Origin of the sequence: Herbaspirillum lusitanum (assembly GCF_026127345.1) — a bacterium.
GTDB lineage: Bacteria > Pseudomonadota > Gammaproteobacteria > Burkholderiales > Burkholderiaceae_D > Herbaspirillum > Herbaspirillum lusitanum.
Map to the genome: position 1 here is coordinate 206799 of NZ_QXFG01000007.1, position 22834 is coordinate 229632.

At 61.2% G+C, this 22834-nt stretch carries 18 protein-coding genes and 1 other RNA gene; 8 read left to right on the top strand and 11 right to left on the bottom strand.

From position 1 onward, the window contains the following. The first annotated feature begins 84 nt into the window (after positions 1–84). The 3 genes from dapA (at position 85) to DXT88_RS08360 (ending at position 3030) form a co-directional block, all read left to right on the top strand. On the top strand, positions 85–963 hold the full coding sequence (dapA, locus tag DXT88_RS08350; protein ID WP_265212609.1) for a 4-hydroxy-tetrahydrodipicolinate synthase: 879 nt from the start codon (positions 85–87) through the stop codon (positions 961–963). Positions 964–1026: 63 nt separating this feature from the next. Further along, positions 1027–2193: an outer membrane protein assembly factor BamC gene (gene bamC, locus DXT88_RS08355; protein ID WP_407649284.1), complete on the top strand. Its 1167-nt coding sequence runs from the start codon at positions 1027–1029 to the stop codon at positions 2191–2193. 57 nt (positions 2194–2250) lie between these two features. After that, positions 2251–3030 carry an MBL fold metallo-hydrolase gene (locus DXT88_RS08360; protein WP_265212613.1) on the top strand — a complete coding sequence of 260 codons (780 nt, stop codon included), beginning with the start codon at positions 2251–2253 and terminating at the stop codon, positions 3028–3030. Positions 3031–3157: 127 nt separating this feature from the next. Here the strand turns inward: DXT88_RS08360 and DXT88_RS08365 are convergent, their stop codons facing one another. Both DXT88_RS08365 and DXT88_RS08370 read right to left on the bottom strand, forming a co-directional pair. Next, positions 3158–3337 (bottom strand): hypothetical protein, encoded by a 180-nt coding sequence (locus DXT88_RS08365; protein WP_265212615.1) that lies wholly within the window; start codon positions 3335–3337, stop codon positions 3158–3160. A gap of 283 nt (positions 3338–3620) precedes the next feature. After that, positions 3621–4745, bottom strand: a complete 1125-nt coding sequence (locus DXT88_RS08370) for a ribosomal protein uL16 3-hydroxylase (RefSeq protein ID WP_265212617.1) — start codon at positions 4743–4745, stop codon at positions 3621–3623. A 232-nt stretch (positions 4746–4977) separates the two neighbouring features. On the opposite strand from DXT88_RS08370, the gene DXT88_RS08375 reads away from it, so the two are divergent. Next, on the top strand, positions 4978–5535 hold the full coding sequence (locus DXT88_RS08375; protein WP_016833469.1) for an FKBP-type peptidyl-prolyl cis-trans isomerase: 558 nt from the start codon (positions 4978–4980) through the stop codon (positions 5533–5535). Positions 5536–5641: 106 nt separating this feature from the next. Here the strand turns inward: DXT88_RS08375 and DXT88_RS08380 are convergent, their stop codons facing one another. The 3 genes from DXT88_RS08380 to guaD all read right to left on the bottom strand — a co-directional run bounded on the left by DXT88_RS08380 (position 5642) and on the right by guaD (position 10830). After that, complete coding sequence (locus DXT88_RS08380; protein WP_265212619.1) at positions 5642–6586, bottom strand: hypothetical protein; 945 nt, start codon at positions 6584–6586, stop codon at positions 5642–5644. Next, the gene (gene mutS, locus DXT88_RS08385; RefSeq protein ID WP_265212621.1) at positions 6583–9279 is read right to left on the bottom strand and encodes a DNA mismatch repair protein MutS; all 2697 of its coding nucleotides are present in this window, start codon (positions 9277–9279) and stop codon (positions 6583–6585) included. The genes DXT88_RS08380 and mutS overlap by 4 nt, the downstream gene beginning before the upstream one ends. A gap of 243 nt (positions 9280–9522) precedes the next feature. Then, positions 9523–10830, bottom strand: a complete 1308-nt coding sequence (guaD, locus tag DXT88_RS08390; protein WP_265212623.1) for a guanine deaminase — start codon at positions 10828–10830, stop codon at positions 9523–9525. Between the two features lie 84 nt (positions 10831–10914). Here guaD and DXT88_RS08395 point away from each other — a divergent pair. Next, positions 10915–11004, top strand: a non-coding RNA gene (locus tag DXT88_RS08395) — sX9 sRNA. Positions 11005–11060: 56 nt separating this feature from the next. Here DXT88_RS08395 and xdhC read toward each other — a convergent pair. The 5 genes from xdhC to DXT88_RS08420 form a co-directional block, all read right to left on the bottom strand. Further along, positions 11061–12185, bottom strand: a complete 1125-nt coding sequence (gene xdhC / locus DXT88_RS08400) for a xanthine dehydrogenase accessory protein XdhC (protein WP_265212625.1) — start codon at positions 12183–12185, stop codon at positions 11061–11063. Positions 12186–12218: 33 nt separating this feature from the next. After that, positions 12219–14594, bottom strand: a complete 2376-nt coding sequence (xdhB, locus tag DXT88_RS08405; protein WP_265212627.1) for a xanthine dehydrogenase molybdopterin binding subunit — start codon at positions 14592–14594, stop codon at positions 12219–12221. 12 nt (positions 14595–14606) lie between these two features. Then, positions 14607–16097, bottom strand: a complete 1491-nt coding sequence (gene xdhA / locus DXT88_RS08410) for a xanthine dehydrogenase small subunit (RefSeq protein WP_265212629.1) — start codon at positions 16095–16097, stop codon at positions 14607–14609. Positions 16098–16303: 206 nt separating this feature from the next. Next, positions 16304–17602, bottom strand: a complete 1299-nt coding sequence (locus DXT88_RS08415; RefSeq protein WP_265212631.1) for an NCS2 family permease — start codon at positions 17600–17602, stop codon at positions 16304–16306. A 335-nt stretch (positions 17603–17937) separates the two neighbouring features. Then, the gene (locus DXT88_RS08420; protein WP_016833475.1) at positions 17938–18846 is read right to left on the bottom strand and encodes a LysR family transcriptional regulator; all 909 of its coding nucleotides are present in this window, start codon (positions 18844–18846) and stop codon (positions 17938–17940) included. A gap of 172 nt (positions 18847–19018) precedes the next feature. Here DXT88_RS08420 and gcl point away from each other — a divergent pair, with 172 nt between their 5' ends. The 3 genes from gcl to glxR are packed head-to-tail and all read left to right on the top strand — an operon-like array spanning position 19019 to position 22526. Then, positions 19019–20794 carry a glyoxylate carboligase gene (gene gcl / locus DXT88_RS08425; protein WP_265212635.1) on the top strand — a complete coding sequence of 592 codons (1776 nt, stop codon included), beginning with the start codon at positions 19019–19021 and terminating at the stop codon, positions 20792–20794. 17 nt (positions 20795–20811) lie between these two features. Then, positions 20812–21591 (top strand): hydroxypyruvate isomerase, encoded by a 780-nt coding sequence (gene hyi, locus DXT88_RS08430; protein WP_265212637.1) that lies wholly within the window; start codon positions 20812–20814, stop codon positions 21589–21591. Between the two features lie 47 nt (positions 21592–21638). Further along, the gene (gene glxR, locus DXT88_RS08435; RefSeq protein WP_265212639.1) at positions 21639–22526 is read left to right on the top strand and encodes a 2-hydroxy-3-oxopropionate reductase; all 888 of its coding nucleotides are present in this window, start codon (positions 21639–21641) and stop codon (positions 22524–22526) included. A 14-nt stretch (positions 22527–22540) separates the two neighbouring features. On the opposite strand, the gene DXT88_RS08440 is transcribed toward glxR, so the two are convergent. Further along, positions 22541–22834, bottom strand: a 294-nt coding sequence (locus DXT88_RS08440; protein WP_265212641.1) for a hypothetical protein, incomplete at its 5' end; no start/stop codon positions are given.

Sequence of the window (22834 nt, forward strand, 5' to 3'; positions counted from 1 at the left end):
TCCGAACAAATTGACCGATAGCAGTGGCTATCCGCTACAATCGGTCTTTTATTTTCAACCGTATTCTCATTACGTACTAACATCATGATCAAGGGCAGCATAGTCGCCATCGTCACGCCGATGCATCCGGATGGCAGTCTCGATTTCCCGGGCCTGCGCAAATTGATTGATTGGCATATCGCAGAGGGCACCGACGGCATCGTGATCGTCGGTACGACCGGCGAATCGCCGACCGTTTCGGTCGAGGAACACTCCGAACTGATCAAGGTCGCGGTTGAACATACCGCCAAACGCATTCCCATCATCGCCGGCACCGGCGGCAATTCGACTTCGGAAGCCATCGAGCTGACCGAATTCGCCAAGAAGGTCGGCGCCGATGCCTCGTTGCAGGTCGTTCCTTACTACAACCGTCCGACGCAAGAGGGCATGTACCTGCACTTCAAGAAGATCGCCGAAGCAGTCGATCTTCCGGTGATCCTGTACAACGTCCCCGGCCGTACCGTCGCCGACATGAGCAACGAGACCATCCTGCGCCTGGCGCAAGTCAAGGGCATCGTCGGCGTCAAGGACGCCACCGGCAACATCGGCCGCGGCAGTGACCTGATCCGTCTCGCGCCGAAGTCGTTTGCGGTGTATTCCGGCGACGACCCGACCGCGTTCGCGCTGATGCTCTACGGCGGCCAGGGCAATATTTCGGTGACGGCCAACATCGCGCCGCGCGACATGCACGAACTGTGTGCGGCGGCCATGAGCGGCAACCTCGCCCGTGCGATCGAGCTGAACAACAAGATGCTGCCTTTGCATAACAAGCTCTTCGTCGAACCAAATCCGGTCCCCCTGAAATGGGCGATGACCGAAGCGGGCCTGATAGAATCCGGCATGCGTTTGCCGCTGGCTCCGCTGGGCGCTGCCTACCACGATACCGTGCGTGCCGCGATGCGTGAGTCCGGTGTATTAAAATAATTAATTAACTAAACGGCAGTGTCGTTTTCCCTTGAACCCGAACCCGCTTTTCATTGCAACGATATGACAATTCGCAAGAACGTTAACTCTGCTTCACGTCTCCTCCCGCAACGCGCTCTTATCATCGCCCTGGCTTTCACCAGTCTGGCTGGATGCAGCGCCGTCAGCAACATGCTGGAAGGGGATCGTATCGATTACAAGAGCGCGGAAAAAGCCAAGGGCCCACGACTCGAAGTGCCGCCTGACCTGACCCAGCTGCAGCGCGACAACCGCTACGCGATTCCGGAATCGAACAAGGGCGTCGCCACTGCGTCCGGCTACAGCCTGGAACAAAAGACCCGTCCGGCAGCCGATGCTGCTGCGGTAGCGCCGGCCGCCAAGGGCGACCTGCGCATCGAGCGCGACGGCACCCAGCGCTGGCTGGTCGTGTCGCAAACGCCGGAACAGTTGTGGGGGCCGATCAAGGACTTCTGGCAGGATTCGGGCTTCCTGATCAACGTCGAATCCCAGGATACCGGCGTGATGGAAACCGACTGGGCGGAAAACCGCGCCAAGATCCCGCAGGACTTCATCCGCAACACGCTGGGTAAAGTGTTCGATTCGCTGTACTCGACCGGTGAGCGCGACAAATTCCGCACCCGCCTGGAGCGCGGTCCGAACGGCACCACCGAAATCTTCGTGAGCCATCGTGGCGCCGAAGAAGTCTTGACCGGTTCGGCCAAGGAAACCTCGGTCTGGACTGCGCGTCCTTCCGACCCAGGCCTGGAAGCCGAATTCCTGGCGCGCCTGATGGTGCGTCTGGGCGCCGAAGAAACCAAGGCCAAGGCCGCCGTCGCCAATGCGCCGACGCTGCAGGCCCGTTCCAAGCTGCTCAAGACCGCCAACGGTTCCAGCGTCCAGGTTGACGAGAGTTTCGACCGTGCTTGGCGCCGCGTCGGTCTGGCGCTTGACCGCGTCGGCTTCACCGTGGAAGACCGTGATCGTACGCAAGGCCTGTACTTCGTGCGCTACGTCGACCAGAACCAGGACGCCAAGGACAAGGAAAGCGAAGGCTTCTTCTCCAAGCTGTTCTCCAGCAAAGACAAGGACAAGAAGGCTGCGCGTTACCGTATCGTCGTCAAGGGCACCGGCGACGTCAGCGACATCTCCGTCCAGAACAACGACGGCAAGCAGGAAGTTTCGCAAACCGCCGACAAGATTCTCGGCTTGCTGAACGACCAGTTGAAGTAAGTACTTGTAGCTGACCTCACTTGAAGTAATGCAGTACATGCCTTCGCGAGCCCACCGTTGAAATTTGCAAGTCTCGGCAGCGGCAGCGAAGGCAACGCCCTCATCATCTCCGGCACATCCGGCGCGACCACCACCACGGTCATGCTGGATTGCGGTTTCGGCATCAAGGAAACCGAACGTCGCCTGACCCGCATCGGCAAACTCCCGCAAGACATCAACGGCATCGTCGTCACGCATGAACACCAGGATCATGTCGGTGGCGTGTTCAAGTTCGCACGCCGTCACCGCATTCCGGTGTGGCTGACCTACGGCACTTTCCAGGCCGTGGGCGAAGAGGCCTGCAAGAACGTCCAGCTGCATTTTTGCCGCGATAGCGAAGCGGTGGTCATCGGCGACTTGTCATTGATGCCCTACACGGTCCCGCACGATGCGCGAGAACCGGTGCAGTATGTTGCCGGCGACGGCAAGCGCAAGCTCGGCGTGCTGACCGACGCCGGCCAATCGACGACCCACCTGGTGCAAGCGCTGGGCGGTTGCGATGCCTTGGTGCTGGAATGCAATCACGATCGCCAGATGCTGGCTGATTCGGCCTATCCTCCTTCGCTCAAACGTCGTATCGGCGGCGCCTACGGCCATCTGGCCAACGACACCAGCGCCGAAATCCTGGCGGCATTGGACAAGCAAAAACTGAAGACCGTGATCGGCGCGCATCTAAGCCTGAAGAACAATACGCCCGGGCTCGCGCGCGCGGCGCTGTGCGGCGCATTGGGCGCACATCCGGGGGAAATCATGATCGCTTGCCAGGAAGAGGGTTTCGACTGGATTGCCATCGCCTGAGAAGGCGTGGGGTTGGACGGTATTCGGAAGGGAAATGCGGGAAGGGTGAGAGATAGCCGTGTACGGCACAAATCGCGCAGGCATAAAAAAAGCCGACCATCGGTCGGCTTTTCCAATAATCAGTTGATTATTTTGCAGGTGCTGCGTCAGCTGGCTTAGCGTCAGCTGCTGGAGCTGCAGGAGCAGCGTCAGCTGGCTTAGCGTCAGCTGCTGGTGCAGCTGGTGCTGCTGCAGGAGCTTCTTCTTTTTTACCGCAAGCAGCCAGAGCAACAGCCAACAACGATGCGATCAACAGAGTCTTTGTCATGAATATTCCTTCAATAATAATCAAAATTTTGCGATGAATAATTACCGGTAATTATCGCTCTATAGGATGCTTCCCTCGCCTTGCTTGTTAGCTCAACAACGAAAGCTTTCCAGCCCGATATTATATCTACATTTTGGGAAAATCACATGCGAATTATTCTTTTCTGTAAGAATTTGTAAGATTGTCGCAAATTCAGTCAGCTTGTCGTCAGCCCTTTATTCATGCAGGTTTCCGGCCCATCACCAACGCGCGAAAAACAAAAATTGCCGAATTTTTAAGCTTGTTAAGCAAGCTCAAGCCAGCCATCCTGATACCAGTTGTGAAAGGCCTCCAGCACATTTTTCGACGCCTTCGCCAGCGCCGTTTTGTCGAGTTGCCGTTCATCCGCAAGCACGGTCAGCAGCGCCTTGTCGGCGCGTCCGACGGCAAACGACTCGCCATTGATGAACAGGTGCTTGCCGCGATACAGCATCCGCGTTTTGCGTGAAAGCCTGATCCCGCGCTTGTTTGCGGCCTGCACGAAGCGTGCCGGCGTGAGCGGTTTGTCGACCGGATCGAAGTAGGTGGTGGCCTTCGGCTCCGACAGATATTCGCCGAGGAAAATCGTGATGTCGTCGTCGGTGAAACGCATCTTGTTGATTTCATCGGCCACGCGCGTGAGCAGTTGCTCCGGCAGTTCGGCCGAATGTTTGGCCGGCTCCAGCCCGGGATCGGCATAGCGGCCGGGCAGGTCGATCGAATCGGCCATGAATTGCAGGAAGGCTTCGCCCAGCTCCTGGAAAGCCGGCGCGCGGAAGCCGATCGAATAGGTCATGCATTCGCCGATCGCCACGCCGTCATGGGCGTAATGCGGCGGCAGGTACAGCATGTCGCCCGGCTCGAGCACGAATTCTTCCGCGGGTTTGAAGTTCTTCAGGATCTTCAGCGGCATGCCGTCCACCAGCGACAAATCCTTTTGCGCACTGATGCGCCAGCGGCGTTGACCATGCGCCTGCAGCAGGAACACGTCATAGGAATCGAAATGCGGACCGACGCCGCCGCCGTCGCTGGCGTAGCTGATCATCAGGTCGTCCAGGCGCGCATCGGGAATGAAGCGGAATTCGCGCAGCAGCGCATCGGCGGCATCGACGTGCAGATTGACGCCCTGAACCAGCATGGTCCATTCCTTCTGCTTGAGCGGCGGCAGCTTGGCCAGCGGGCCGTGCTCCATTTTCCAGTCTTTGCCGTTCTGCGTGATCAGGCGCGATTCGACGTCGTCGCGGCCGGCCAGGTCGAACACTTGCTGGCGCGTCAGCGGCGCCTGGAAAGCGGGGATCGCCTGGCGGACCAGCAAGGGTTTCTTGTGCCAGTAATCGCGCAGAAAGGTGGCGGGGCTGATGCCGCCGAGCAAAGCGAGGGTATTTTTCATGGCGCCATTATAGACGCTGGATGAGGTCCCGCCGCCACGCCCTTTTGCCTGACAAAACATCCAAACGGGTATAATTCAGGGTGCAGATTGCAGCGCATTCCAGCTTATGTCATGCCTTCTCGGGACCGCCGCAACAAGGTCCCGCACCAACCGCAAGCGCAGGCAGTTCTTCCCACCTGCAGTAACCGATGAACAGCCTTACCAGCCATACCGCCATACGAAAGGGGCATACATGAAGATTGCCAAAAATACCGTAGTTTCCGTCAACTACAAGCTCTCCGACGCCCAGGGCGTACTGATCGAAGAAAGCCGCGACCCGATGGTCTACCTCCACGGCGGCTACGAAAACACGCTGCCCAAGATTGAGGAAGCACTGGACGGCAAGGAAGCCGGCTACACCGTCTCGATCCAGGTCGAACCGGTTGACGCTTTCGGCGAATACGACGCCGAACTGGTCAAGATCGAACCGAAGAATCGCCTGCCGTCGCCGATCGAAGTCGGCATGCAGTTCGAAGGTTCGCCGGATGACGAAAACGAAGCATCGGTGGTGTTTACCGTCACCGAAATCGCCGACGACAAGGTCGTCCTCGACGGCAACCATCCTCTGGCCGGCATCGCACTGCGTTTCGACCTGAGCGTCGCCGAAGTACGCGCCGCCACGGAAGAAGAAGTGCAGCACCAGCACGTGCACGGTCCGCACGGCCATCACCATGGTCACGACCACGGTCACGATCATGGCGATGATGAAGGCGACGAAGGCGATCACTTCCGCAGCCATCCGGTGCACTGATTCAACTTGCCTCCGCATCAATGAAAAACGCAGCCTCGGCTGCGTTTTTTTATGTCTGCGCTATATGTATGTCTGCGTTATGTTTATGCCTGCGATCTGCGCAAGCCTATTGCGACGGAGGCGCAGCCGTCGTTTTCGGCGCCTTGGAAGAATTGTTCAGTGTAAACAGCGCCGCATTGCCGCTGTCGACCGCGAATTTCGACCAGCCCGACGCCACGCCGATGCTGCCCAGATTGCGGCGCCAGATGATGCCGGCGTTGGATTCGTCCTTCAGGTTTTCGCCATGCACCAGCAAGATTTTGCCCTTGAAGGTCGCCGCCAGCGTGGTAATGCGCTGGCGCGTCTCGGCAAAGCCGTCGCGCTGTCCGCGCAGCAGGAAAGGGCGCTGGCTGGGTTGCGCCAGCGGATTGCCGTCGGCGAACAGCACGATGCCCGCCAATTTCTTTTGCGTCGCGAAGATGAACAGACGTTGCAGCCAGTCCTTGTTGGCGATCAGGCGATCTTCGAATTCGCTGTTGCGCCCGCCGTCCTGCAGGAAGTGATTGTTGGCCGCCGGCAGGTTGATGGTGGCGAACAGCACGTTGCCGAATTCCCAGCGCGCGTTTTCGGTATAGCTGCGGAATTTCGGCGTGACCGACTGGCGGAACAGCGGCACCTTGCTGGCGCCGAATGAAAACTCATCGGGAAAGAACAGATCGCGCATCCGGTTCAGGCGCTCGATCGCCACCGAGCCGTTCTTGTTGCGGCAGCCGACCCAGTCACTGGCCGCGAGCGACACGATGATGCCGTTTTCGGCTTCCTTGAGCAAGTCGCGGCGTGCGCTGTACAGCGCATCGCTGCACGGTTCCGCCGCCGATTTGATGCCGTTGACGACGACGAAGGCAAGATTGTCGGCGTCGCTTTCGTCCAGCGCGCGGCGCAGCACGCCTTCATCCGGACTGCCGGAAAACGAATGCCCGACCACGCCGAAATTGAAGCTGTCCTGCGCCCACGATGCCGGCGTCGCACACAAGGCGGCGCCGAGCAGGATGAGAGACAGCAGTTTCTTCATGCGCCGTCGCCCAACTGTTTCAGGCGATACAAGGCGTCCAGGGCCTGGCGCGGCGTCATGGTGTCGGGATCGATATCGGCCAGCGCGTCGGCCACGGCTTGCACCGCCGGATCCACGTGCGCAGGCGGCGTTGCATGCGCATCGTTTTCGTCGAGGCGAGCCGGCGCGCTGAACAGATCGAACTGCGGCGTGGTCTGGACCGATTGCGTTTCCAGCGCCGCCAGATGCTTGCGCGCCGCGCGGATCACCGGTGTTGGCACGCCCGCCAGCTGCGCCACTTGCAAACCGTAGCTTTGCGATGCCGGACCAGCCTGGACCGCGTGCAGGAACACGATGCTGTCCTTGTGCTCAACCGCAGACAAATGCACGTTGGAAGCGGTCGGATGCACCTCCGGCAATTGCGTCAGTTCGAAATAGTGGGTGGCGAACAGCGTGAAGCTGCGCGTTGCGTCGATCAGGTGTTTGGCGATGGCCCAAGCCAGCGCGAGGCCGTCGAAGGTCGAGGTGCCGCGGCCGACTTCATCCATCAGCACCAGCGAATTCTCGGTGGCGTTGTTGAGGATGGAGGCCGACTCCGTCATTTCCACCATGAAGGTCGAACGGCCGCCGGCCAGGTCGTCGGCGGCGCCGATACGGGTGAAGATGCGGTCGATCGGACCGATGGTCGCACTGGCGGCCGGCACGAAGCTGCCGACGTAAGCCAGCAGCGTGATCAGCGCCACCTGGCGCATGAAGGTCGATTTACCGCCCATGTTGGGGCCGGTGATCAGCAGCAGTTTGCGCTCGGCCGTAAAGGCACAGTCGTTGGCGATGAAGCGTTCGATCTGATTTTCCACCACCGGATGGCGGCCTTGCTCGATCACGATGGTCGGTTCCGTCACCAGCTGCGGCGCGCACCAATTGTTGCGCGCGGCATGGTCGGCCAGCGCCACCAGCGTATCGAGCTGGGCCAGCGCATGGGCAATGGCCTGCAGCGTCACGATGTGCGGCGCCAGGTCTTGCAGCAATTGTTCGTAGAGGAATTTCTCGCGCGACAGCGCGCGTTCCTGCGCCGACAAGGCCTTGTCTTCGAAGGCCTTCAGTTCCGGCGTGATGTAGCGCTCGGCGTTCTTGAGCGTCTGGCGGCGGCGATAGTCATCCGGCACCTTGTCGGTCTGGCCGTGCGTGACTTCGATGTAGAAGCCGTGCACCTTGTTGTATTCGACGCGCAGGTTGGCGATGCCGGTACGGGCGCGTTCGCGCGTTTCGAGATCGATCAGGAACTGGCCGGCGTTTTCCGACAGGCCGCGCAATTCGTCGAGGTCGGCATCGAAGCCGCGTGCAATCACGCCGCCGTCGCGCACCATCGCGGCCGGCTCCAGCATGATCGAACGTTCCAGCAGGTCCAGGCATTCGGCCGGCGTGGCCAGGGCGTCGTGCAGAGCCAGCAGCAAGGGCGCATCGGCGTCGCGGCTGCACATCGCCACGTAATTGCGCAGCGAACCGAGTTGCTGCAAGCCACCCCGCAGGCCGGCGAGGTCGCGTGGGCGCGCCGACAGCAGCGCGATGCGCGTGGTGATGCGTTCGATGTCCGGCACCGCCGCCAGGGTCGCCGACAGGCCGGAGCAAGCGTCGGTGCGCATCAGTGCGTTGATGGCGGCGTGGCGTGCACGCGCGACCTTCTGGTCGCGGCGCGCATGATGCAGCCAATGACGCAGCAGGCGCGAACCCATCGCCGTGCGGCAATGGTCGAGCAGTGAGAACAGCGTCGGCGCCAGCGCGCTGGCATCCTGCGCGCGGATGGTTTCGGTCAGTTCCAGGTTGCGGCGGGTGGAAGCGTCGAGGCCGATGAATTCGTTTTCGGACTCCACCGTCAACGCGCGCACGTGTTGCAGGCCCTTGCCTTGCGTTGACTGTGCATAGCGCAGCAGCGCGCCGCCGGCGCCGATGGCGGCGCTCATGCCTTCCGCGCCGAAACCGTTGAGCGTGGCGACAGACAACTGATCGAGCAAGGCCTTCTGGCCGCTCGGCTGGTCGAAATGCCAGTCCGGCACCGTGGTCGGCTTGCCGCTGAGGAGGTGCGCATAAGCGGCTTCCTCGCTGTCGCCGAGCAGCGTTTCGGCCGGCGAGATGCGTTCCAGTTCCTGCTTCAGGCGCGCTTCCAGCAAGGCCGGTTCGGCGCTGAATTCCATGAGCTTCAATGCGCCGCTGGCCATCGACAGCCAGGCCAGGCCGACGGTGACGGTCTTGCGTTGTTTGCTGGCGGCGAGGTTGACGGCCAGCAGCGGGCGTTCGGATTTTTCCGGCAGCAAGTCGGAGTCGGTCAGCGTGCCCGGCGTGATCACGCGCACCACCTTGCGTTCGACCGGCCCCTTGCTGGTGGCCGGGTCGCCGATCTGTTCGCAGATCGCCACCGACTCGCCCAGCTTGATCAGCTTGACCAGGTACTGGTCGACGGAGTGGAAGGGAATCCCCGCCATCTTGATCGGCGAGCCGTTGGACGAGCCGCGCTGGGTCAGCGTGATGCCCATCAGGCGCGAGGCTTTTTCGGCATCGTCGAAGAACAACTCGTAGAAGTCGCCCATGCGGTAGAACACCAGCGTGGTCGGGTACTCCGCCTTGATGCGCAGGTACTGGACCATCATGGGAGTGTGCTTCTCGCCGCCGGCGCTGCCGGGATCGGATTCAACGGTGGATTTCAAGTGTTTGGTCATTCAGTCAATTGCCGATGCCGCTTCCATGGAAATGGCGTCGTCTTGCGAAGGTTTTCGGGGTTCTGGCGATCTGCCATTTTACCGCGTGCGGAGGCCGCACACGAGGCTGAACTTCAAGGCGAAGCCAAGGTGGTTCCAGCGCGAACGGTAGTTGACAAACAATCAATGCGCCGCCATGAAAAAAGGGCGAGCCGTTCGCACGGCCCGCCCCAAACTCCTCAAAAAACCAGGTACGTTTCAGCGTCAGCGCGTATGCACGCAAGCCCCCGCCGAATACGTCGCCGCAATCGCGCGGTCATCGGCCAGGATTGCCAGAGCAAACAGTTGTTCTTCCAGGCTCTCCGTGGTGGCGCTGCGGCGCGCCAGCAGCGGCGTGCATTTCGGATCGAGCACGATGAAATCGGCGTCGCAGCCGGCGGCGAAGTTGCCGATCCTGCCTTCCAGTTGCAAGGCGCGCGCACCGCCCAGCGTGGCCAGGTAGAACATGCGTTGCGCCGAAAGATGCGTGCCGGCCATGCGGCCAACCTTGTACAGCTCATTCATCGTTTGCAGCATCGAGAAGCTGGTGCCGCCGCCGACGTCGGTCGCCAACGATACCGGCATGCGCAGCTTGTCGGCATTGGCGAAATCGAACAGGCCGCTGCCGAGGAACAGGTTGGAGGTCGGACAGACGGTAGCCACCGATTGCGTCGCCGCCATGCGCGCGCGGTCGGCGTCGTCCAGCCAGATGCAGTGCGCATACAGGGCGCGCGCGCGCATCAGGCCGTATTGATCGTAGACGTCGAGATAGCTGCGGCTGTCGGGGAACAATTCCTTGACCCATTTCACTTCGTCGGTGTTTTCGGCGACGTGGGTCTGGATGTAAGTGTCAGGATATTGCGTCGCCAGTTCACCGGCCAGCTTCAGCTGCTGCGGCGTTGAGGTCGGCGCAAAGCGCACCGTGATGGCGTAGTGCTGGCGGCCCTTGTTATGCCAGCGCTGGATCAGTTCTTCGCTCTCGCGCACACCGCTCTCGGCCGTGTCGCGCAGGAAGTCCGGCGCGTTGCGATCCATCAGGCACTTGCCGGCCACCATGCGCAGGTTCAGTTCGCTGCTGCGGGTGAAGAAGGCATCGACCGATTGCGGATGCACGGTGCAATACACGGCGGCCGTGGTGGTGCCGTTGCGCAGCAGTTCGGCCAGGAAGAAGTCGGCCACTTCACTCGCATGTTCGCCGCTTTCGAACCGGCGTTCGGCCGGGAAGGTGTACGTGTTCAGCCACGGCAGCAGGCCCGGCGCGGGCGAGCCGATGATGTCGGTTTGCGGATAGTGGACGTGGGTGTCGATGAAGCCGGGCGTGATGATCTTGCCGCGATAGTCGAACAGTACATAATCGGACGAGGCGGCCGGCAGGGTGGCGGCGAGCTTGCTGTAGTCGCCGGCGGCGACGATTTTTCCATCGGCGACGATCAGCAGGCCGTCGCTGTGCCATTGCGTGGCGTGTTCGTCGAAGGCGGGATCGTTGCGGAAATGGAGCAGGCTGGCGCGATAGGCTTGCACGTGGGAAGTCATGGGTAATCCTTAATCTTGGCTTAAACCTGCTCAATGTCTTACTGCGAGGCCGTGATCTGGCAGCGTACGGTGCTCGGAATCCTCATGTACTTAAGTACATTCCGGTTCCTGCGCTCCGGGCGCTACCAGCTGACGACCTCTCGCTACAGACCTTGAACAGGTTTCTTGATAACTGAATGATACTAGTATGGGATTGAACAGATGCTGCTGAGGCGACGGTCCGGTTGTCCTTAACTCCGGCCGTCCAGCATGTGTGTGGGCGGTCTCGCCTTGAATGTGTCGGTCCGGTCAGGCTGCGACGGCTGCTGCGCTTTCACCACCCTCAGTGCCTGCAGTTCCCATAGTTGCAGCAACTGTGCCACCACCGCCAGCGCGATGCTGGCGGGTTCCTTGCCGTAGATGCCCGGAATGCCGATCGGACAGGTCATCTTGTTCAGTTGTTCCTGCGTGATGCCGCGGTCGAGCAGGCGATGTTCGAATTGCTTGCGCTTGGTCTGCGAACCGATCAGGCCGTACCAGCCGATGTCGGCGCGCTTGAGGATGCGTTCGCTCAGTTGCTGGTCCAGCGCATGGCTGTGCGTCATCACGAGAAAATAAGCGCCCGGTTCGGCCATGTCCACCACGGCATTGGGCACGTCGGTGGCTTCCACCGTCACCTGCATCGGCAGGTCGGCGGGGAACATGTCTTCGCGCTCATCCACCCACAGCACGCGGCAGGGCAGCGTCGCCAGCACGCGCACGATGGCCGCGCCGACATGGCCGGCGCCGAACAGCACCACCTGCGGCTGATGCGCGCGGCAGCGATCGAGCAGCCAGCGGCGGCCGTAGCGGTCTTGCGTCACATGGGTGTTGCCGGCATGGCGGAATTGTCCGGCGTCCAATCCGTTATCAGGTGCGCTGAGGTCGCAGGCTTCGCCTTCCAGTTCATAGAGCAGCGTCGGGTCGTCCGATTCCAGCGCGACCGCGCGCCAGACGTCGACGCCATTGCGCCAGTGCTGTTCCAGTTCCGTCAGCAGGGATCCCGCACGGGTATCGACGCGCTGGTCGATGCGTTCAAATGCAAGGAACACCACGCCGCCGCAGCACTGGCCGAGGCTCGGTCCCAGCGCGATGCGTTCGAATTTGCGGATGCCGCCAAACACCGTCGCATCCGCTTCCAGCATGCCGCGCGCGATCTGCGCCGCGCGCCATTCCAGATGACCGCCGCCGATGGTGTCGTACTGGCCGTCGGCCGTAAACACCATGCGCGCACCCGCCTCGCGCGGCGTCGACCCTTGACTGGTCGCCACCGTGACCAGCACTGCCGGGATGGCGGTGCTGTGCAAGTCTGTGAGTGCGGCGAGCCATACGGTCATGAATTCCCCTTGAAGTTGAAAAGGTCCATCAGGTTACTGCGCAAGTTGTGCGGCTTTCACGGCATCAATCGCATCCAGAATCGCCTCGCTGGTCGCCGGTGCGCGCAACGGCGGATTGACGCGATGTTCGCCCACCGCCGACACCGCATCGCGGATCGCCAGGAACACCGAGAACGGCAGCAGCAGCGGCGGTTCTCCGGTGGCCTTGGAGCGGTGGATGGTGTCCGAGACGTTGCTGTTCTTGAACAACTGCGTGCGGAAATCCGTCGGGCAATCCGACACCGCCGGGATCTTGTACGTCGACGGCGCATGCGTCATCAGCTTGCCGTCCTTGTTCCACCACAGCTCTTCGGTGGTCAGCCAGCCCATGCCCTGGATGAAGCCGCCTTCGACCTGGCCGATGTCGATGGCCGGGTTGAGGCTCTCGCCGGCGTCGTACAGCGAGTCCGCACGGATCAGGCGCCACTCGCCGGTCAGCGTGTCGATCACGACTTCCGCCACCGCCGCGCCATAGGCGAAGTAGAAGAACGGATGGCCGTTCATGGTCTTGGAATTCCAGTGCACCTTCGGCGTCGAGTAGAACCCGTCCGACCACAACTGCACGCGCTTCAGGTAAGCCTGCATCACCAGTTCTTCAAACGTCACCGATGCCGTGGATGAAGTGCCTGCAGACACCATGCCGTCGGCGAAGCGCACTTCGCTGACATCGGTGTTGAAGCGTTCCGCCGCGACCTGCGCCAGCCGTGCGCGGATCTGCAAGGCTGCATCCTGCGCCGCCTTGCCGTTCAGGTCGCTGCCGGTCGAGGCGGCGGTGGCCGAGGTGTTGGCGATCTTGCTGGTATCGGTGGCGGTGCAGCGCACCCGCTCCAGCGGCAGGCCAAGCGCGTTGGCGACCACTTGGGCGACCTTGGTGTTGAGCCCCTGGCCCATTTCCGTGCCGCCGTGGTTGACCAGCACCGAGCCGTCGGTATAGACGTGCACCAGCGAGCCGGCCTGGTTCAGGTGCGGCACGTTGAACGAGATGCCGAACTTGACCGGCGTCAGCGCCAGGCCGCGTTTGAGGATGGTGTTCCCGGCGTTGAAGGCCTTGATGGTCTGGCGGCGTTCCTGGTACTGGCTGGTGCGTTCAAGTTCGCTGACCAGCGCCTGGATCACGTTGTCTTCGACCTTCTGGCCGTAGTGCGTGGTGTTGCGCGCATCCGGACCGTCGGCGTCGCTGCTGCCGTAGAAATTGGCGCGGCGCACGTCCAGTGCATCCTTGCCGAGATTGCGGGCGATTTCATCGATGATGTATTCGATGGCGATGGCGCCTTGCGGACCGCCGAAGCCGCGGAAAGCGGTGTTCGATTGCGTGTTGGTCTTGCCGCACATGGCGTGGATTTCCACGTCCGACAGATAGTAGGCATTGTCGAAGTGGCATACCGCGCGCGTGGCCACCGGGCCCGACAAGTCGGCCGAGAAACCGGCGCGCGAGACCATGTCGATCTTGGCGGCGACGATGCGGCCATTGTCGTCGTAACCGATTTCGTAATCGTAGGCGAAGCAATGGCGCTTGCCGGTGACGATCATGTCGTCGTCGCGGTCGGCGCGCAGCTTGATCGGACGGCGCAGGCGCACGGCAGCCACCGCAGCGGCGCAAGCCCACAGCGCCGATTGCGACTCCTTGCCGCCGAAGCCGCCGCCCATGCGGCGACATTCGACCAGCACGTCATGCGAGGAGACGTGCAGCACTTCGGCGATGTGATGCTGCATTTCGCTCGGGTGCTGGGTCGAGCAATACACGTGCATGCCGCGGCCTTCCTTCGGGATCGCGTACGAGATCTGGCCTTCCAGGTAAAACTGTTCCTGGCCGCCGACATCGAACTTGCCCTTGAGCTTGTGCGGCGCCGTGTTGAATGCTTCAGAGGGATTGCCGCGCGTCAGGTGCATCGGCGGCAGCACGTAGGATTCGGCCGCATGCGCGGCGCGCGGCGTCAGCACGGCCGGCAGTTCTTCGTAGTCGATCACGGCCAGGCGCGCGGCGCGGCGGGCATTGTCGTGGCTGTCGGCGATGACCACGAAGATCGGCTGGCCGACGTACTGCACCAGGTCTTCCGCCAGCACCGGATCATCCTTGATGATGGCGCCGCATTGGTTTTCGCCGGGGATGTCGGCGGCGGTGTAGACCGCGACCACGCCCACCGATGCCTTCACCTTGCTCAGGTCAATCGAGCGCAATTTTGCATGCGCCTTGCCCGATAAACCGAGCGCGGCATGCAGCGTGCCCTGCAGTTCGACGATGTCGTCGGTGTACGTGGCTTCGCCGGTCACGTGCAGGATGGCGGACTCGTGCGGATGCGGTTTGCCGACCTCGGTCCAGGATGCTTGGGCGGATTTCACGGACATGAATTCTTCAGTTTGCTTGTTCATTGCGTTTCCTTCCTAAGCAATCCGGGCAGCAGATTTACCGTGCACGAAAGCGCTCACGGAGGCAGCCGGTAACGGCGCATCGGCGCGCGTCTCCAGCCAGTAGCGGTACAACAGGTTTTGTGCGGTTCTCATACGATACGCCGAAGACGCGCGCATGTCAGAAAGGGGGGCGTAATCTTGCGCCAGCGCAAGCATTGCCGCTTTGACATTGGCCTCGTTCCACTCCTTGCCGTTGAGCGCGGCCTCGGCCTGCGCAGCACGCTTGGGCGTGGCCGCCATGCCGCCGTAAGCCATGCGGGCATCGATCACCTTGCCGCCCTCAAGACGGAACGCAAAGGCGGCGCACACCGCCGAGATGTCCTGGTCGAAACGCTTGGACAGCTTGTACACGCGGAAGGCGACGTCCTTGCGCGGCAACGGCACGCGCACGGCCTGGACGAACTCATTGGGCAGGATCGCCGACTTCTGGTACGCGATATAAAAATCTTCCAGCGGCATGATGCGTTGGCCGTCGACGCCGTACAGCACGATCTCGGTGCCGAGCGCAATCAGCCACGGCATCGAATCGCCGATCGGCGAGCCGTTGGCGACATTGCCGCCCAGCGTGCCGGCGTTGCGCACCGGCAGCGAGGCGAAGCGTTGCCACATTTCGGACAACTCATCCGGATATTGTCCGGTCAACGCGGCATAGGCTTTTTCCAGCGTGACGCCGGCGCCGATTTCCAGCCAGCCGTCCTGCCGGACGATGTGGCGGATTTCTTCCACCTGGCCGATGTAGATGATGTCGCCCAGATCGCGCATGTGCTTGGTCACCCACAGGCCGACGTCGGTCGAGCCGGCCAGGATGCGCGCCTTCGGCAAGTCGTTGCGCAATGTCGCCATTTGCGCCAGCGTACGCGGCGCGTGGAAGGTCTGGCCGGCGTGCGTGACGCTCAAGGGTTCTTCGCGCCGGATAGCGCGCAAAGCATCCATCACCGGTGCGCGGTCAAAGCTCACCTTGGGCAATTCACCCATGCGGCGCGCGGCGTCGATGATGGGGCGATAGCCGGTGCAGCGGCACAGGTTGCCGGACAGGGCGTCGTCGATTTCACGCGTGGTTGGCGCGACATTGTCTTGTTCATGCTTGAGGTACAGGCCCCACAGCGACATCACGAAACCGGGCGTGCAGAAGCCGCATTGGGAACCGTGGCACTCCACCATCGCTTGCTGGGCCGGGTGCAGGCAACCGTCGCGCTGCTTCAGGTCTTCCACCGTGAACAGCGCCTTGCCGTCCAGCGTCGGTACGAACTGGATGCAGGAGTTGACCGTTTTCAGTTCCAGATCGTTGCCGCGCAACTCGCCCACGACCACCGTACAGGCGCCGCAATCGCCTTCCGCGCAGCCCTCTTTGGTGCCGGTGCAATGCAGGTCTTCGCGCAAATGCTGCAAAACGGTGCGTGTATTGGGCAGTCCATCGACTTGATGGGTCTCGCCGCGGAAATAGAAGCGAATCGGTTCGGACATGGTGTGCTTTGCTATATGAAAATGGCTATCGAAAAAACAGTGAATCAAGATCTGTGCCGGGACCTTTTAGAGAGAAGACCGATTTGCCGCAGTAAATTGTTGCGGAAAATTGTTGCGGTCATCTTTCTGAAAAATCCTTTTTTCCTTTGCTGCCGGCGTCCCCCGAAGAGCGACGCCGGCATTCCGTCAGGTCATGCTGCGGGCGATCAACCGCCCAGGTAAATCATCTTGAACAGGAAGATCGCCGCGATCACCCAGATCACCGCCGACACGTCCTTGACGCGCCCGGTCAGCAGCTTCAGCGCGGCGTAGCTGATGAAGCCCAGCGCCAGGCCGTTGGCGATCGAATACGTGAACGGCATGACCAGTGCGGTGATCACTGCCGGCACGCTTTCAGTGGTGTCGTTCCAGTCGATGTCGGCCAGTTCGCGCAGCATCAGGCACGCCACGAAGAACAGCGCCGGCGCCGTTGCATAGGCCGGCACCACCCCCGCCAGCGGCGCGATGAACAGGGCCAGCAGGAACAGCGCGGCAACCGCCACCGCCGTCAGGCCGGTGCGTCCGCCCGCTTGCACGCCGGCTGCACTTTCAATATAGGCAGTGGTGCTGGATGTGCCAAGCAGCGAACCGGCGACGATCGCGCCGCTATCGGCCAGCAAGGCCTTGTTGATGCGCTCGATCTTGCCGTTCTTGACCAGTCCGGCGCGTTGCGCCACGCCCATCAGCGTGCCGGTGGCGTCGAACAATTCCACCAGGAAGAACACCAGCACCACGTTCAGCAAGCCCATCGAGATCGCGCCCTTGAGATCCAGCTGGAACAGCGTTGGCGAGATCGATGGCGGCATGGAGAACACGCCGTTGAAATGATTGCCGCCGAAGATGAAACTCAGCACCGTGACGGCCAGGATGCCGATCAGCAGCGCGCCGCGGATCTTCAGCTGGTCCAGCGCGACGATCACCAGGAAACCGATGATGGCCAGCACCGGTGCGGCCTGGTGCAGGTCACCCATGGTGACGAAGGTGGCCGGGCTGGCGGCGACGATGCCGGCGTTCTTGAGCGAGATCAGCGCGAGGAACAGACCTATCCCCGCCGGTATCGCCGTGCGCAATGAGTGGGGAATCGCGTTGATGATCAGCTCGCGGATGCGGAACAGGCTCACCAGCAGGAACAGGCAGCCCGAGATGAACACCGCGCCCAGCGCAGCCTGCCACGGGAAGCCCATGCCCTTGACCACGGCGTAGGCGAAATAGGCGTTGAGGCCCATGCCCGGCGCCAGGCCGATCGGGTAGTTGGCGTACAGGCCCATGATCAGGGTGCCGATTGCCGCCGCCACGCAGGTGGCGACGAATACGGAATCCTTCGGCATGCCCGCATCCCCGAGTATGGATGGGTTGACGAAGATGATATAGGCCATCGTCAGGAAGGTCGTGAGACCGGCCAGCAGCTCGGTACGGACGGTCGTGCCGTTGTCGCTGAGTTTGAAAAACTTGTCCAGAAAAGTCATGAGAATTGTCTCCGTTTACGCAGTGTGTACAGTGCGCGATTCTTTTTTATACGCCAGAAAACTTGCAGAAATCTCAGGTCCGCAAAAAATGGGGCGTTCTGATTTGTATCTTGTTTTGCGCCGCTTCCCAGTCCTGGCAAAAGCACGTAAACCGGCCTCGAGCAGATTGATTGCAGCGTATGTAATGTCGTTGAAATAGTTGGGCAAAACGTAAGTCATCGGGAATATCAACTATAAGCCTATGGGTATATGACTATGCGGGAATCGAATATTGTCTGTCTGGCATCATGCCGACGGCGACCATTCCATCTCCGAAAGTATGGAATTGACTGTATTCAGGATCGGGTCCAGTAATCGGGTTGCGAATACACCTCCTTCAGGTAATCGATGAAAAAGCGCGTCTTCGCCGGCAGATGCCGTTGTTGCGGGTAGACGGCCATGATGTCGTAATGAGGCAGGGCATATTCGTCGAGCACCGTGATCAGCTCGCCCGAGGCCAGCTGCGACTGGATTTCCCAGGTCGAGCGCCACGCCAGCCCGAGCCCTTCGCTGGCCCAGCGGTGCAGCAGTTCGCCGTCGTTGCAATCCAGGTTGCCCTGCGCGCGGATGATCACCGGCTTGCCGTTCTGCTGGAAATACCAGCCGCGCTGCTGGCCGCCCTGCAGGTTGAAAGCCAGGCAATTGTGCCGGGCCAGATCGTCCAGCGTCTTGGGGATGCCGTTGCGGTGCAGGTATTCCGGCGCGGCGCAGACCACGCGGCGGTTGCCGGCCAGCTTGACCGCCACGAAACTCGGTTCGATCGCGCCGCCGATGCGGATGCCCAGGTCGTAGCCTTCACGCACCAGGTCCACCACGCGGTCGGTCAGGTTGAACGAAATCTGCACCTCCGGATGATTGGCCAGGAAAGTCGGCGCATGCGGCGCCACGTGCAGCCGTCCATACGCCGCCGGCGTGGAGACCACCAGATGGCCGGTGGCCTTGTGGCGGCCTTCGGCGATGCTCTTTTCCGCCACCTCGATATCGCCCAGCAGCTTGCGGCAATGGTCGAGGAAGACGCTGCCTTGCTCCGTCAATGTCAGATGCCGCGTGGTGCGATGCATGAGCTTGGTGCCGAGGCGTTTTTCCAGCGCGTCGATGCGCCGGCCGAGCATCACGGGGGTGATGTTTTCTTCCAGCGCGGCGGCGGCGAGGCTGCCTTTTTCGACCACGGACACGAACGCTTCGATCTGTTTGAGTTTGTCCATAAATCCTCCTTATTCAATACTTTTACTATGTTTCCATATTTTTAGTACGGAATAAACAGATATTTACTGGACTTATCAAACAATATTGTTGGTTATAGGATGCATCTCACTAGCTGAGGGGCATCGTTGTTTTGCTTCCGGCGCATCAGGACCTAACAACCCAGGAGGCAACATGGCAAAGATGAAGGCAGTAGATGCAGCGGTATATGTGCTGGAAAAAGAGGGCTGCCTGCAAGCCTTCGGTGTGCCCGGCGCGGCGATCAATCCATTCTACTCGGCGCTGAAACGCCATGGAGGCATCCAGCACATCCTGGCCCGTCACGTCGAAGGCGCCTCGCACATGGCCGAAGGCTATACCCGCGCCAAGGCCGGCAACATCGGTATCTGCATCGGCACCTCCGGCCCGGCCGGCACCGACATGATCACCGGCTTGTATTCCGCCCAAGCCGACTCGATCCCCATCCTGTGCATCACCGGCCAGGCGCCGCGTGCTCGTCTTTATAAAGAAGACTTCCAGGCCGTCGATATCGAGTCGATCGCCAAGCCGGTCACCAAGTGGGCCGTCACCGTGCGCGAACCGGCGCTGGTGCCGCGCGTGTTCCAGCAGGCCTTCCACCTGATGCGCTCGGGCCGTCCCGGTCCGGTGCTGATCGACTTGCCGTTCGACGTGCAAATGGCCGAGATCGAATTCGATCCCGACACCTACGAGCCGCTGCCGGTCTATCGCCCATCGGCGACCCGCGCCCAGATCGAAAAAGCGCTGGCCATGCTGAACCAGTCCGAGCGTCCGTTGCTGACCATCGGCGGCGGCGTGGTCAATGCCGACGCGGCTGAACTGGCGGTCGAGTTCGCCGAACTCACCGGCGTGCCGGTCATCCCGACCCTGATGGCCTGGGGCGCGATCCCCGACGATCACCCGCAAATGGCCGGCATGGTCGGTCTGCAAACCAGCCACCGCTACGGCAACGCCACCATGCTGGCGTCCGACTTCGTGCTCGGCATCGGCAACCGCTGGGCCAACCGCCACACCGGCTCCATCGAGGTGTTCACCAAGGACCGCACCTTCGTCCACGTCGATATCGAACCGACCCAGATCGGGCGCGTGTTCGGTCCGGACTACGGCATCGTCTCCGACGCCAAGGCCGCGCTGAAACTGTTCATCGAGGTGGCGAAAGAACTGAAAGCCGCCGGCAAGTTGCCCGACCGTTCGGCATGGCTGGCCGACTGCCAGGAGCGCAAGCGCACACTGCATCGCCGCACGCATTTCGAAGAAGTGCCGATCAAGCCGCAACGCGTCTATGAAGAGATGAACCGCGCCTTCGGCCGCGACACCTGCTACGTCAGCACCATCGGCTTGTCGCAGATCGCCGCCGCGCAATTCCTGCACGTTTACAAAGATCGTCACTGGATCAACTGCGGCCAGGCCGGTCCGCTGGGCTGGACGATTTCCGCCGCGCTGGGCGTGTGCGCCGCCGATCCGCAACGCAAGGTGGTGGCGATCTCGGGCGACTACGACTTCCAGTTCATGATCGAAGAACTCGCCGTCGGCGCCCAGTTCAACCTGCCGTATCTGCACGTGGTGGTGAACAACTCCTACCTCGGCCTGATCCGCCAGGCGCAACGCGGCTTCGAGATGGACTACTGCGTGCAGCTGGCGTTCGAGAACATCAACGCGCCGGAACTCAACGGCTACGGCGTCGACCACGTCGCCGTGGTGGAAGGCCTGGGTTGCAAGGCGATTCGCGTCACCAACCCGAACGAAATCCAGGACGCCTTCGCCGTGGCGCAGCGCTGGATGGCCGAATACCGCGTGCCGGTGGTGGTGGAAATCATCCTGGAGCGCGTCACCAACATCGCGATGGGTACCGAGATCAACGCCATCAACGAGTTCGAAGAGCTGGCCACCAAGCGCGGACATGCGCCGACGGCGATCAGCCTGCTCGATTAATCCTTAAGGAAACACAGATGACCAAACTCGCCGCCAACCTGACCATGCTCTTCACCGAGCTGCCGTTTCTGGAACGTTTCCGCGCCGCCGCGCAAGCCAACTTCAAGGCCGTGGAATTCCTGTTCCCGTACGCCTTCGAACCGGCGCAGATCGCCGAACAACTGCGCAAGAACGAACTGGAGCTGGTCTTGCACAATCTGCCCGCAGGCAACTGGGAAGCCGGCGAGCGCGGCATCGCCTGTCATCCCGATCGCGTCAGTGAATTCCGCCAGGGCATCGACGAGGCGATCCGCTACGCGAAAATCTTTGGCGTCAGGCAACTGAACTGCCTGGTCGGCATCCAGCCGCAAGGCGTCAGCGCCGCCGCCGCACGCGAAACGCTGGTTGCCAATTTGAGGTTCGCCGCCGACAAATTGCAGGCCGAAGGCATCGCCTTGCTGATCGAGCCGATCAATTATTTCGACATCCCCGGCTTCTTCCTCAACACCACCAAGCAGGCGGCCGAACTGATCGCCTCGACCGGTTCCAGCAACCTGTTCATCCAGTACGACATCTATCACATGCAACGCATGGAAGGCGAACTGGCCAACATCATCAAGGCCAATCTCTCGCTGATCCGCCATGTGCAGCTGGCCGATAATCCCGGCCGCTTCGAGCCGGGCACGGGTGAGATCAACTACCGCTTCCTGTTCAAGCACCTGGACGAGATCGGCTATCAGGGCTGGATCGGCTGCGAGTACAAGCCCAAGGCCGGCACGGTTGAGGGACTCGGCTGGCGTACGGCGCATGGTCTTTGATCGTCGTTTGAAACGCATTCATTTTTTCATCTCAGAGGAGACACATCATGGCAAAAGTCGGATTCATCGGATTGGGCATCATGGGTTCGCCCATGGCGGAGAACCTGCAAAAGGGCGGCCACAAGCTCTACCTGCATGACCAGAAAAATCCCCCGGTAGCGCTGATCGAAGGCGGCGCCACCGTTTGCACTTCCGGCGCGGAAGTCGCCAAGCGCGCGGACATCATCATCGTGATGGTGCCGGACACGCCGCACGTCGAAGCGGTGCTGTTCAGCAAAGGCGGCGTCGCCGAAGGCCTGAGCGCCGGCAAGATCGTGGTCGACATGAGCTCGATCTCGCCGATCGCCACCAAGGGTTTCGCGCAGAAGATCAACGCACTCGGTTGCGAATACCTGGACGCACCGGTTTCCGGCGGCGAAGTCGGCGCCAAGGCGGCGTCGCTGACCATCATGGTCGGCGGCAACGAGTCTGCGTTCAATGACGTCAAGTCCTTGTTCGAACTGATGGGCAAGAACATCACTCTGGTCGGCGGTAACGGCGACGGCCAGACCACCAAGGTGGCGAATCAGATCATCGTGGCGTTGAACATTCAGGCCGTAGCGGAAGCGTTGTTGTTTGCCTCGAAGGCCGGCGCTGATCCTGCGCGTGTGCGGCAGGCGCTGATGGGCGGGTTTGCTTCTTCTCGTATCCTGGAAGTGCATGGCGAGCGCATGGTCAAACGGACCTTCAATCCTGGTTTCCGGATTGAGTTGCATCAGAAGGATTTGAATCTTGCTTTGCAGGGGGCGAAGGCTTTGGGCGTCAGCTTGCCTAATACGGCGGCTACCCAGGAGTTGATGAATGCTTGTGCGGCGAACGGGATGAGTGGCTTGGATCATTCGGCGTTGTGCCGGGCGATTGAGTTGATGTCGAATCATGAGATTGCCAAGGGCTGATCTGGTTCGCTGTTTCAACTTGCGGCTGGTCGTTGCTGAATCTTTTCTTTCTTCGGACGACCGTGGTTGCCGGGGGCGGCCCGGCAGCCGCTCACTTTCTTTGCTTCGCCAAAGAAAGTAAGCAAAGAAAGGCGACCGCGATTCGCCGCCTCGCTGCGCGAGGTACCCGTTGGCGCCGCACTCAAATCGGGAAGGGAAACAAACTCGCTGCGCTCAGACAAGTTTCCCTTCTTTATCCGATTTGAGCACGTCGCCAACGGCGACTCATAAGCGGAATTCTTTTTTCGGCTCGCTTCGCATTGCCTTGG